At 62.7% G+C, this 11,757-nt stretch carries 12 protein-coding genes; 9 read left to right on the forward strand and 3 right to left on the reverse strand.

Annotation, left to right across the window (positions count from 1 at the left end):
* Positions 1–57: 57 nt before the first annotated feature.
* Complete coding sequence (gene galM, locus DBR30_RS14450; protein WP_181363590.1) at positions 58–1,047, forward strand: galactose-1-epimerase; 990 nt, start codon at positions 58–60, stop codon at positions 1,045–1,047.
* A 114-nt stretch (positions 1,048–1,161) separates the two neighbouring features.
* Positions 1,162–1,977 carry an undecaprenyl-diphosphate phosphatase gene (gene bacA / locus DBR30_RS14455; RefSeq protein ID WP_042059478.1) on the forward strand — a complete coding sequence of 272 codons (816 nt, stop codon included), beginning with the start codon at positions 1,162–1,164 and terminating at the stop codon, positions 1,975–1,977.
* Positions 1,978–2,055: 78 nt separating this feature from the next.
* Here the strand turns inward: bacA and DBR30_RS14460 are convergent, their stop codons facing one another.
* The 3 genes from DBR30_RS14460 to DBR30_RS14470 form a co-directional block, all read right to left on the reverse strand.
* Positions 2,056–2,751 (reverse strand): ChrR family anti-sigma-E factor, encoded by a 696-nt coding sequence (locus tag DBR30_RS14460; RefSeq protein ID WP_108541623.1) that lies wholly within the window; start codon positions 2,749–2,751, stop codon positions 2,056–2,058.
* Complete coding sequence (locus DBR30_RS14465) at positions 2,744–3,313, reverse strand: sigma-70 family RNA polymerase sigma factor (protein WP_005355542.1); 570 nt, start codon at positions 3,311–3,313, stop codon at positions 2,744–2,746. The genes DBR30_RS14460 and DBR30_RS14465 overlap by 8 nt, the downstream gene beginning before the upstream one ends.
* A gap of 141 nt (positions 3,314–3,454) precedes the next feature.
* On the reverse strand, positions 3,455–4,021 hold the full coding sequence (locus DBR30_RS14470; RefSeq protein ID WP_108541624.1) for an LON peptidase substrate-binding domain-containing protein: 567 nt from the start codon (positions 4,019–4,021) through the stop codon (positions 3,455–3,457).
* A gap of 311 nt (positions 4,022–4,332) precedes the next feature.
* Between DBR30_RS14470 and argS the strand changes: the two genes are divergently transcribed.
* The 7 genes from argS to DBR30_RS22245 form a co-directional block, all read left to right on the forward strand.
* Positions 4,333–6,078, forward strand: coding sequence for an arginine--tRNA ligase (argS, locus tag DBR30_RS14475; RefSeq protein WP_042059472.1), 1,746 nt, complete (start codon positions 4,333–4,335; stop codon positions 6,076–6,078).
* A 3-nt stretch (positions 6,079–6,081) separates the two neighbouring features.
* A complete protein-coding gene (locus tag DBR30_RS14480) occupies positions 6,082–6,927 on the forward strand; it encodes an SPOR domain-containing protein (protein ID WP_108588399.1) in 846 nt (281 codons plus the stop codon).
* Between the two features lie 187 nt (positions 6,928–7,114).
* Complete coding sequence (gene hslV / locus DBR30_RS14485; RefSeq protein WP_005342555.1) at positions 7,115–7,648, forward strand: ATP-dependent protease subunit HslV; 534 nt, start codon at positions 7,115–7,117, stop codon at positions 7,646–7,648.
* 66 nt (positions 7,649–7,714) lie between these two features.
* Positions 7,715–9,043: an HslU--HslV peptidase ATPase subunit gene (gene hslU / locus DBR30_RS14490; protein WP_042059467.1), complete on the forward strand. Its 1,329-nt coding sequence runs from the start codon at positions 7,715–7,717 to the stop codon at positions 9,041–9,043.
* Between the two features lie 259 nt (positions 9,044–9,302).
* Positions 9,303–9,944, forward strand: coding sequence for a TetR/AcrR family transcriptional regulator (locus tag DBR30_RS14495; protein ID WP_108542536.1), 642 nt, complete (start codon positions 9,303–9,305; stop codon positions 9,942–9,944).
* A gap of 85 nt (positions 9,945–10,029) precedes the next feature.
* The gene (gene hlyD / locus DBR30_RS14500) at positions 10,030–10,998 is read left to right on the forward strand and encodes a secretion protein HlyD (protein WP_108542535.1); all 969 of its coding nucleotides are present in this window, start codon (positions 10,030–10,032) and stop codon (positions 10,996–10,998) included.
* A partial coding sequence (locus tag DBR30_RS22245) for an ABC transporter ATP-binding protein (RefSeq protein ID WP_258224440.1) occupies positions 10,995–11,757 on the forward strand: 763 nt, incomplete at its 3' end. The genes hlyD and DBR30_RS22245, both read left to right, overlap by 4 nt.

Below are 11,757 nucleotides of genomic sequence, written 5' to 3' on the forward strand. Positions count from 1 at the left end.
TATGATGCAGGCCGACGGCTACGTCTGCCGGATCGGCAACACAGGTGCAGGCAAGTTATGAGCAGCGCCATGATCCCGTTCGAGCTGGAAAACGAGGAGGGGCTGCACCTGCGCGGCCTCAATTTCGGCGCCACCCTCACCTCCCTCACCCTGCCGGTAGCGGGTCAGCGTCGTGAAGTGCTGCTGGGCTGTGCCGACGACGCCTACCCCACCCAGCAGGTGTGGCTGGGTGCGGTGGCGGGGCGCTTTGCCAACCGCATTGGCGGCGCCGAGCTGGTACGCGATGGCGAGCGCTGGCCGCTGGATGCCAATCAGGTTCCCAACTGTCTGCACGGCGGGCAGGCGGGCTTTCATCGCCAACAGTGGCAGATCAAGGAGCTGGAGGCGGATCGAGTCAAGCTGGCGTTGCTCTCCCGAGCAGGGGATCAGGGCTTTCCCGGCAATCTGCGGGTAACGCTGGAGTATCGACTGGAGCAGAGCGATCTGGTGATCGATTTTGTCGCCAGCACAGATGCAGCGACCCCGGTCAGCCTCACCAGCCACGCCTACTTCAATCTCGATGGGTCAGCCGATGGCGGCGATGTGCGTGACCATCTCATCAACATCAATGCCGACCACTTCCTGCCGACCGATCCGAGCGGTCTGCCGCTCGCCATCACCCCGGTGGAGGGGCCGTTCGATCTGCGCCACGAGCGCCTGATTGGCCAGGATTGGCTGAGCCATCCCCAGCAACAACAGGCCAAGGGATACGATCACGCGTTTGTGCTCAACGGCCCGGCTGCCGAGTGTGCAGCACGGGTGGTCTCGGGGGATCGCCAGCTGGCGATGGAGGTCTACACCAACCAGCCTTCGCTGCAGTTTTACACCGGCAACTGGCTGGCCAATACCCCGAACCGCAGCGGCCTGTCGCACCGGGATCACGACGGCTTCTGTCTTGAGGCGCAACAGCTGCCGGACAGCCCCAATCGCCCCGAACTGGGCAACCCCTGGCTGCTGCCGGGCGAGCGTTATCACCACCAGACCCGCTACCGTTTTATCCGCGACTGACTTAAAGGTTTCATGATTTTTACATAGCCTCAGCAGTCACAATCGAGCAAGATAAGCCGCCCCGAGACCCTTCCGGGGCGTTTTTACATCAACGAAGTAAGGATTGTTTGTTCGATGACTGACACTTATAGCCTGCTGGTCGCCTTTATTCTGGGCGTCGTCGAGGGGCTGACCGAGTTCCTCCCCGTCTCCTCCACCGGCCACATGATCATCGTCGGCCATCTGTTGGGCTTTGAAGGGCCCAAGGCCGCCACCTTCGAAGTGGTGATCCAGCTGGGCTCCATCCTCGCCGTGGTCGCCGTGTTCTGGCGCCGCCTGTTTGGCCTGATTGGCATCCACTTTGGCCAGAAGCCCTCTCAGGATCATGCCACCCTGTCGCTGATCCACGTCATCCTCGGCATGCTGCCCGCCATCGTGGTCGGCCTCGCCATCCACAGCTGGATCAAGGCCCATCTGTTCGGGCCAGAGACAGTGATGTACGCGTTGATCGCGGGGGGCATCCTGCTGATCATCGCCGAGAAGTTCCGCCCGGCCGTCAGCGCCGAAACCCTGGATGACATCAGCTACAAGCAGGCGTTCGGTATCGGTCTGTTCCAGTGTCTGGCACTGTGGCCCGGCTTCTCCCGCTCCGGCGCCACCATCAGTGGTGGCATGCTGATGGGGATCAGCCGTCACGCGGCGGCCGAGTTCTCCTTCATCATGGCGGTGCCCATGATGATGGCGGCCAGCGGTCTGGATCTCTACAAGAGCCGCGACTTCCTCTCCATGGCTGACTTCCCGATGTTTGCGGTGGGCTTTATCACCGCCTTTGTGGTGGCCATGTTTGCGATCAAGACCTTCCTGGCGCTGATCCGTCGTCTCGACTTCATCCCGTTCGCCATCTACCGCTTTATCGTGGCGTTCGCCGTCTATCTGGTGTTTGTCGCCTGACCGGCAGCCTGCAATGAAATGACAAAAGGGACCAATCTGGTCCCTTTTTCAATGGCGAGTTCTATGGCGAGGTTTAGCTCAGTAGAGGTGCTGGCTGATGCCGTTCAGCAGCCGCGACAACCCCTTGGTGAACTGCACCGGCGCATCCTGCACCGTGTAGCAAAGGCAGCCATCCGGCGTATGCGGGCTATGGGAGTGGCTGGCATCGCGCCAGATAAAATCTCCCGCCTTGTAAAGGGTATCGCCATCCTCGATAGTGCCCGCCAGCAGCAGGGTCAGCTCATAGCCCTGATGGGTGTGCTCGGGGATGCGGCCACCCGCCTCGATATGGAGCAGGCTGGCGCGCGCCCCCATCTCGTCCAGCGGCAAACTCTGCTGACGAATGGCGCCGATATGGCGCCACTTGGGCGAGCGGTAGCGGGCCAACACCCGTGGCAAGCGGTAGGCATGACCGGCCACCTCCAGCTCGCCGGGCTGGGCTCGGGGCAGCTCACGTACTTGCTCGGAGAGGGGCTCCACCAGCGGCTGCGCCAGAATATCCGCCAGCATGGCGTCAAACCCGGCATCCAGTGCCACTTCATCGCGGGGAGCCAGCTCGGGCTCTGCTGGCGAAGCAAGATGTTGCTGCGCCAACTCCTCTTCGAATGTTTTCAGTCGGGCAGCGCAATCGGGACAGAGTTCACAGTGGGCGGAGAGCCCCACCGCCAGCGGCAGAGGCAGCTCGTCGGCGGCGAAGGCGCGCAGCATAGGGTCGGTCGGATGGGCTTTAATCATGGCCTTGCTCCACTTGCTCTTTCAGTTTCTGTAACGCCAGCCGGAGGCGGGACTTGATGGTACCGAGCGGCACGCCGAGTCGCTCCGCCAGCTCCTGCTGGGAGAACTCCTGCAGATAGATGCCGCGCACCACCTGCTGTTGCGGCTCCGGCAGGGTGCCCAGATAGTGGGCCATCTGACGGGTCAGCACCGCATCCTCACCGCCGCTCAGATGCTCCTCTTCGGCCTGAAACTCCAGCACCGGCCACAGCTCCTCGGCACAGAGATCCTCCTTGCTGGCGCGACGACGCCGCAGCATGTCGAAGCACTGGTTGCGCATCACGGTATAGATCCAGGTGGTCGGCGCCCCCTTCTCGGGGTGGTAGAGGCGCGCCTTCTGCCACACCAGCAGCATGGTCTCCTGCACCAGCTCCATGGCGTTGGCCTCGCTACCGAGGTGGCGCAGGCCGTAGCTGCGAATGCGCGGCGCAAAGTGTTGGAACAGGCGGGCAAAAGCAGCCTTGTCGGCCTGCTCTGCCACCCTGATCAGCAGAGATTTGAGGTCGCCATCCGGGTTATCCATCACGGGCGAGGTCCTGCGTATGGTCGAGTGTGGTTGGCCAGTATATGCCATTGCGCCATCCCTTTGGTGTGCTGTCGAACATGCTGTGGTGATGACTGATACGGCGCTGTGGCGCTGGCAGATCAGCGGGTCAGGAAAAAATCAGTGGCTGGCCACCAGCACCCCCTTGAGCAGGGCGATGGCTGGCTGATTGTCGGCCGCGGCCAGCAGCTGTTGCTTCTGCTCGGGGGGGATCGGCAGCACCTCCAGCCAACGCTGGGCCACCCAGTTGCCATCGTCCCAGCGGGGCGCGGGATAGAGGGCGGCATAATCGGGATAGTCGGCAAATACTTCCCGCAGCGCATCGACCAGCGGCTGCTGATCGGGATGGAGCCGGCGGGGCGGCCAGGCAGTCAGCGGCGTCACCTCGCCGATGCGCAGGCCGTCCTGCTCCTGCCACAGATCCTCTATCTGCACCCGCTCCATCCCCTGCACCGTGATCCCCAGCATGCCGTCCGGCAGCCGGTCGAAATCGATGATGGTGACCCGGGTGGCGATGGGCAGCATGTTGCGCAGGGCGTCGGGCTGGCGAGGGTCCACCATGCAGAGGGCAAAGCCGGCCTCCCCCGCCTCGGCGATCATCCGCTGGTATCTCGGTTCGAAGATCCGCAGCGGCATGATGCCGCCAGGCAGCAGGTGGGCAGATAGGGGAAACAGCGCCAGTCGCATCGTAAACTCCTCGGTTGGGAACCTCTGTTGATACGCCGGGCCAGAGAGAGGAGATCATTCCCGTCATCGGGAAAGGAAAAACCCTTAACAATCAGGGGAAAATAGCCTGGACAAGCCGCTTCGATATGCAGTAGAAATGGATAAGCACCATAATTTCCGCCCAATATTCTGGAATATGGCGCCAAACGCAGTGAAATATCCGCCCGACAGCGAGCGGCGGGTCATCCCTATAGTTTTCTCGGGCCGATGCGGGTAAAATTCACGCCCTTATATATCAGTCATTTTTCGACGCGCAACCTTGGTGGTCAGTTATGAAAGAGCATATTCATCATCTACTTGAACAAACGGTAGCCAATCTCAAGTCAGCAGGCGTCCTGCCGGCGGACCTGGAAGCCCGCGTGCAAGTAGACCGATGCAAGGAAAAAGCTCACGGCGACCTGGCTACCAACCTGGCCATGCTGCTGGCCAAACCGGCCCGCAAGAATCCCCGTGAGCTGGCAGCGGCCATCATCGAGCACCTGCCCGCCTCCGACCTGATCGCCAAGGTCGAGATCGCCGGTCCCGGCTTCATCAACTTCTTCTTCGACCAGCGCTGGCTGGCCGGTCAGGTCGAGGCCATGGTGACCTCTGCCAACGCCAACGTGAAGCTGCCGACCCCGCAGACCGTGGTGGTGGACTACTCCGCCCCCAACGTGGCCAAAGAGATGGCGGTACACCATATCCGCTCCACCGTACTCGGTGACGTGGCTGCGCGTGCGCTGGAGTTCCTCGGCCACAAAGTGATCCGTGCCAACCACATCGGCGACTGGGGTACCCAGTTCGGCATGCTGATCGCCTATCTGGAGAAGATGTCCAACGAGCACGCCAGCGACATGGCGCTCAAGGATCTGGAAGCCTTCTACACCCAGGCCAAGCGTTGCTACGACGAAGACGAAGCCTTCGCCGAGCGCGCCCGTAACTACGTGGTCAAGCTGCAGGGCGGCGATGAGTACTGCCGCACCATGTGGAAGAAGCTGGTCGACATGACCATGGAACAGAACCAGATCAACTACGACCGCCTGAATGTCTCCCTGACCAACAAGGACATCATGGGCGAGTCCATGTACAACGACATGCTGCCGGAAATCGTTGCCGACCTGAAAGCCAAGGGGCTGGCGGTCGAGAGCGAAGGCGCTACCGTGGTCTTCCTGGACGAGTTCAAGAACAAGGATGGCGAGGCCATGGGCGTCATCATCCAGAAGAGCGATGGCGGTTTCCTCTACACCACCACCGACATCGCCTGTGCCAAATACCGTTATGAAACCCTGGGCGCCGACCGGGTCATGTACTTCATCGACTCCCGTCAGCACCAGCACCTGATGCAGGCCTGGACCATCACCCGCAAGGCGGGCTATGTGCCGGAATCTGTACCGCTTGAGCACCACGCCTTCGGCATGATGCTGGGCAAAGATGGTCGTCCCTACAAGACCCGCTCCGGTGGCACCGTCAAGCTGGTTGATCTGCTGAACGAGGCCGAAGAGCGCGCCGCCGCCCTGCTGGAGAGCCGCAACAGCGACCTCTCTGCCGAAGAGAAGGCCAACGTGGTCAACGCCATCGCCATGGGCGCGGTGAAGTATGCAGATCTCTCCAAGAACCGTACCACCGACTACATCTTCGACTGGGACATGATGCTCTCCTTTGAAGGCAACACTGCCCCTTACCTGCAGTATGCCTACACCCGTATCCAGTCCATCTTCCGCAAGGCCAACATCGATGCCGAGACGCTGACCGGCAACGTAACCCTGAACGAAGAGGCCGAAGAGGTGCTGGCCCAGAAGCTGATCCAGTTCTCCGACGCGGTCAACGGCGTGGCAGACAAAGGCATGCCGCACCTGCTCTGTACCTACCTGTACGAGTTGTCCGGCAACTTCATGACCTTCTATGAAGCCTGCCCGATCAACAAGGATGGCGTGGACGAAGCGACCCGTCAGAGCCGTCTGCTGCTGTGTGCCGCCACCGCCAAGGTGCTGAAACTGGGCCTCGGCGTACTGGGCATCCATACCCTGGAGCGCATGTAATAGATGGCAACCCGGGATTATGTCGGCAGCCGCCCGCGACGTCGGGCGGGTGGCCGCAATACCAAGAAAGCGGCCCCTCGCCGCTTTCCTGTTATTCCAGTGCTGCTGGTGGTGGCACTGCTGGCAGGCTTTGGTGGCTTCCTTTACATGATCAATGGCAAGGGCAACGATGCCCCCACCATTGAGGAGCAGGTAAAGGCCAACAAGCCAAAAGCGCAGAATAACGGGCTGCCTCAGGAGAAGTGGAGCTACATCGAACGGCTTGAGAACAAGCAGGTCGATATCATAGAGCCGCCGACCCAGCCGGGTGTGCTGCCGCCGCCACCGGCAGATACCATGACCCTGCAGCCGGAAAAACTGCCGCAGCCGGTGCCGACCGACATTCCCCAACCGGGAACGCCCATCGGCCAGCCCAAGCCCTATCAGCCCAATCCGGCGACCACCCCTTCCACCTCCGGAGCGCCGGTTGCCAACGCGCAAGAGCAGGCAATCGACCGCAAGGCAGAACGGGAACGGATGGAGCGGGAAATCCGCGCCGAGCTGGAACGGGAGCGCGCCGAAGCGGCCAAGGCCAAAGCGGCCACCCCGCCAGCCCAGACCGCAGCCGCCGACAGCGGTCGCTACATGATGCAGTGCGCCGCCCTGCGCTCGCAGGATTCTGCAGAGTCGCTCAAGGCACGCATCGCCTTCACCGCCGGTCTCTCTTCCAGCCTGCAGGTGATCAATGGCGCCAACGGCACCGTCTACAAGGTGATGGTCGGCCCCTTCAACGGCAAGGCCGCCGCCGACGCGGCCAACAGCAAGCTGCAGAGCTCCGGCATCAGCGGCTGCATTCCCAAGAAAGGGTAATCCGCTTACCGATGACGCAGGGCCGGGTGGCAACCCCCAGCCCTGTTCTTTTGGTGCCTCTCGCACCCACCCTGTTTGCCAGCCCGTTTATCCTGACAAAAGGCAGGGTTGAAAAGCCCGTTTGCCATCCCCATCTTTCTTGCCATGCACAGTCAGGCCGTCATTCGGCTCAAGCGAGGTAAGTAAAGTGACTACCATAGTTTCAGTTCGCCGCAACGGTCAGGTCGTCATCGGTGGCGATGGCCAGGTCTCTCTTGGCAACACCGTCATGAAGGGCAATGCCCGCAAGGTTCATCGTCTCTACAACGGCAAGGTGCTGGCCGGTTTCGCTGGCGGTACCGCCGACGCCTTCACCCTGCTCGAGCGTTTCGAAGCAAAACTGCAGGCCCATCAGGGTAATCTGGAGCGCGCCGCCGTGGCGCTGGCCAAAGATTGGCGCACCGATCGCGCCCTGCGCCGCCTCGAAGCGCTGCTGGCCGTGGCCGACGAACACAAATCCTTCATCATCACCGGCAACGGTGACGTGGTGCAGCCGGAGCACGATCTCATCGCCATCGGCAGCGGCGGCAACTTCGCCCAGTCCGCCGCCATCGCGCTGCTGGAAAACACCGAGCTGGATGCCAGGACCATTGTCGAGAAGTCCCTCAAGATTGCGGGCGACATCTGCGTCTTCACCAACGGCAACCACACCATCGAAGTGCTGGACTACGCAGCCAAATAAGGCCACCAGCCAAACCCCATTCTCCAAGGGGTGGGCACTGCCCGCCCCGGATACAGGAACACCATCATGTCCGAGATGACCCCGAGAGAAATCGTCCACGAGCTGGACAGACACATCATTGGTCAGGCCGATGCCAAGCGCGCCGTTGCCGTTGCCCTGCGCAACCGCTGGCGCCGGATGCAACTCGATGAAGAGATGCGCCATGAAGTGACCCCGAAAAACATCCTGATGATCGGCCCGACCGGTGTCGGCAAGACCGAGATCGCCCGTCGTCTGGCCAAGCTGGCCAACGCCCCCTTCATCAAGGTGGAAGCGACCAAGTTCACCGAAGTGGGCTATGTCGGCAAGGAAGTGGACAGCATCATCCGCGATCTGACCGATGCCGCCATCAAGCTGGTGCGCGAAACCGAGATGGAGAAGATGAAATACCGCGCCGAGGAAGCCGCCGAAGAGCGCATCCTCGACGCCCTGCTGCCCAACCCGCGCAACACCTGGGGTGAGGAAGAGAAAGCCGACAACTCCAACACCCGCCAAATCTTCCGCAAGAAACTGCGGGAAGGTCAGCTGGATGACAAAGAGATCGAGCTGGAGCTCTCCGCCTCCCCGATGGGCGTCGAAATCATGACCCCGCCGGGCATGGAAGAGATGGCCAACCAGCTGCAGGGGCTGTTCCAGAACCTGGGCCAGAACCAGAAGAAGAAGCGCAAGATCAAGGTCAAAGAGGCCATGAAGGCACTGATCGAAGAGGAAGCGGCTCGTCTGGTCAATCCGGAAGAGCTGAAGCAGAAGGCAATCGCCGCAGTCGAGAACAACGGCATCGTCTTCCTCGACGAGATCGACAAGATCTGCAAGCGTGGCGAGAGCTCCGGCCCCGATGTCTCCCGTGAAGGGGTACAGCGCGACCTGCTGCCGCTGGTCGAGGGCTGCACCGTCAACACCAAGCACGGCATGGTCAAGACCGACCACATCCTGTTTGTCGCCTCCGGCGCCTTCCAGATCGCCAAGCCGTCAGACCTCATCCCCGAGCTGCAGGGCCGTCTGCCGATCCGGGTCGAGCTGACCGCGCTGACCACAGATGACTTCGAGCGTATCCTGACCGAACCGAATGCCTCGCTGACCGATCAGTACAAGGCGCTGATGGCCACCGAAGGGGTCAACATCGAGTTCACCAAGGATGGCATCCGCCGTCTGGCCGAAGCGGCCTGGCAGGTCAACGAGCGTACCGAGAACATCGGTGCCCGTCGTCTGCACACCGTGATGGAGCGCCTGATGGAAGATATCTCCTACGACGCCTCCGAGAAGTCCGGCGAGACCTTTGTCATCGACACCGACTACGTCAACGCCCACCTCGGCAAGCTGATTGAAGACGAGGACCTGAGCCGCTTTATTCTGTAAGCGCGCACCTCCCGATAAAACGCCTCCCTTCGCGGAGGCGTTTTTTATTTCTCCACCGCCTCCGTCATCTGCCCGGATTCTGGCCCTTATCTGCGGCAACCCGTTCAATCCCAGCGCATTTCCAAACCTCCCCTTGCCAACGCCCGTCGTTTTTCATCCCTGCTGAAATCTGCTCAAAAAAAGATCTGTCTACTTCTGCGCAATTGATTTATACATACGTATAAATCAGATCGAAATCTGCGCAACAGGAACCAGAAAGATGAATCCGACCCGGCAAAAACTGCTCGATACCGGCCTCGCCATCGCCACCGAGAAGGGGCTGCGCGGCCTGACGGTGCGCGAGCTGGCGGCGGCGGCCGAGGTGAACCTCGGCTCCTTCGTCTACCACTTCGGCAACCGCGACGCCTTTATCGACGAGCTGGTCGAGCTCTGGTACGCCCCCCTCTATGACGAGCTCAAAGCGGTAGCGGCCAAGGGCTCCTACCCCTCCGCCATCGCCACCTTCGAAGCAACCATGGAGGCGCTGATCGGGCTGGTGGCGCGCCAGCGCGGCTTTATCAACCACCTGTTTGGCGATGCGCTGGCGGGCGAAGGGGCGGCCCAACGCTTTCTGCTCAGCCTGCCGCGCCGCCACCCCCTGCTGCTGATCGAACAGGTACGGATGGCACAGGCGGAAGGTTCGTTGGTCGCGAGTCACCCGCTCCAGCTGATGATCTTCATCATGGGGTCGGTCGGCCTGCCGCTGGTGATCGCCGGCAGCGGTCGCCAACTCGGCTGGCTGCCCGAACAGGCCGCCCCCTTTCTCAGCCAGATAGACAACCCCGAGGCCGCCAGACAGCGGCTGGTATGGGCCCTGCGCGGCCTGCGCCCCACCGATATGAAAGAAGGAGACGCGGCATGAAGCAACGCATCGCGATGGTAGCTCTGCTGCTGGCTGTTCTCAGTGGTGACCTCTGGTTGCAGCGCCATCCTCAAGGAGAAGCGGTATGAAGCAACGCATTGCCATCGCAGCCCTGCTGCTAACCGTTATCGGCGGCTACCTCTGGTGGCAGGGGCGCCCCGCCGACGGCTCCATCCTCTACGGCAATGTCGATATTCGCGACGTCAATCTGGCCTTTCGGGTCGGCGGCCGCGTCGATCAGGTGCTGGTTGATGAGGGGGATAGGGTAAAAGCCGGTCGACTGCTGGCCCGTCTCGATCCGGTTCCCCTCACCCACAGCCGCGACAGCGCCCGCGCCAATCTGGCCGCGCTCGCTGCCGCCAACACCTTGATCCACAAAGGCTATCGCAGCGAAGAGACCGACCGCGCCCGGGCCGCACTGGCCGCTGCCGAAGCCGCTGCGCTGGAGGCCGACCAGCAGTGGCGCCGCCAGAGCGCACTGGCCGCCACCGGCGCCATCTCCCGCGGTCAGCTCGATACCGCCCGCTCCCAGCGGGATCAGACCCGGGCGCAGGTACGCTCGGCACGCGAACAACTCGCCCAGCTCGAAACCGGCTATCGCCCGGAAGAGATTGCCCAGTCCGATGCCCAGCTGGAAGGGGCCAAAGCGGCGCTCGCCAGTGCCGAACTGGCGCTGGCGGATGCCAGCCTGACCGCCCCCAGCGACGGCATCATCATCAGCCGCGCCATCGAGAACGGCAGCATGGTGCAGAGCGGAGCGACCGCCTTCAACCTCTCCCTGACCGTGCCGGTCTGGGTGCGCGCCTATGTGGAGGAGCCCTGGCTCGGTCACTTCCCGAGCGGCGCCAGGGTGACCCTCACCACCGACTCGCGGCCGGATCAGCCCTATCACGGGGTGGTGGGCTTTGTCTCGCCCACCGCCGAGTTCACCCCGAAATCGGTGGAGACGCCGGACCTGCGCACTCACCTCGTCTACCGGCTGCGCATCGTGGTGCAGGATCCCGACCCGGCCCTGCGCCAAGGGATGCCGGTCACCGTCAGGCTGGCGCCATGAGCTGCGCCATCTCCCTTGAGGGGCTCACCAAACGCTTTGGCGAGCGGGTCGCCCTCAACGCCATCTCGGCCACCATTCCGACTGGCGGCATCACCGGGCTGGTGGGCCCCGATGGCGCGGGCAAGAGTACCCTGCTGCGCCTGCTGGCCGGTCTGCTGATCCCGGAAGCGGGCACCATCCGGGTGCTGGGGCTGGACCCGGTGAGCGAGGGGGATCTGCTGCGTCAGCGCCTCGGCTACATGCCCCAGCAGTTCGGCCTCTACGAGGATCTCAGCGTGCTGGAGAACCTCACCCTCTACGCTGACTTGCGCGGCGTACTGGAGCCCGAACGCACGCCCACCTTCGCGCGGCTGCTCGCCTTCACCGATCTTGCCCGTTTCACCGCGCGCCCGGCGGGCAAGCTCTCTGGCGGGATGAAACAGAAGCTCGGGCTGGCCTGCGCCCTGCTCGGCACCCCGGATGTGCTGCTGCTCGACGAACCGGGGGTCGGGGTCGATCCCATCTCCCGCCGCGCCCTCTGGCAGATGGTGCGCGAGCTGGCAAAAGGGGGGATGACGGTGCTCTGGAGTACCGCCTATCTCGATGAGGCGGAGCTGTGCGACCACGTGCTGCTGATGGCGGATGGCGAGGTGCGCACCAGCGGCACGCCGGCCGATCTGATGGGGGCCATGGCCAGCCGCTGCTGGCTGCTGGAGGCGGGACAACTGGATGGCCGTGAGCGACGCGCCCTGCTGCGCCGGGCACTGGCTCACCCGGCGG

It is taken from the genome of Aeromonas sp. HMWF017 (genome assembly GCF_003061465.1).
GTDB classification, from domain to species: Bacteria; Pseudomonadota; Gammaproteobacteria; order Enterobacterales; family Aeromonadaceae; genus Aeromonas; species Aeromonas veronii.

Bases quoted from the DNA above. Each gene is read 5' to 3' on its own strand.
- galM (WP_181363590.1), top strand. From the start codon at position 58: ATGAGCAGCGCCATGATCCCGTTCGAGCTGGAAAACGAGGAGGGGCTG.
- bacA (WP_042059478.1), top strand. From the start codon at position 1,162: ATGACTGACACTTATAGCCTGCTGGTCGCCTTTATTCTGGGCGTCGTC.
- DBR30_RS14460 (WP_108541623.1), bottom strand. From the start codon at position 2,751: ATGATTAAAGCCCATCCGACCGACCCTATGCTGCGCGCCTTCGCCGCC.
- DBR30_RS14465 (WP_005355542.1), bottom strand. From the start codon at position 3,313: ATGGATAACCCGGATGGCGACCTCAAATCTCTGCTGATCAGGGTGGCA.
- DBR30_RS14470 (WP_108541624.1), bottom strand. From the start codon at position 4,021: ATGCGACTGGCGCTGTTTCCCCTATCTGCCCACCTGCTGCCTGGCGGC.
- argS (WP_042059472.1), top strand. From the start codon at position 4,333: ATGAAAGAGCATATTCATCATCTACTTGAACAAACGGTAGCCAATCTC.
- DBR30_RS14480 (WP_108588399.1), top strand. From the start codon at position 6,082: ATGGCAACCCGGGATTATGTCGGCAGCCGCCCGCGACGTCGGGCGGGT.
- hslU (WP_042059467.1), top strand. From the start codon at position 7,715: ATGTCCGAGATGACCCCGAGAGAAATCGTCCACGAGCTGGACAGACAC.
- DBR30_RS14495 (WP_108542536.1), top strand. From the start codon at position 9,303: ATGAATCCGACCCGGCAAAAACTGCTCGATACCGGCCTCGCCATCGCC.
- hlyD (WP_108542535.1), top strand. From the start codon at position 10,030: ATGAAGCAACGCATTGCCATCGCAGCCCTGCTGCTAACCGTTATCGGC.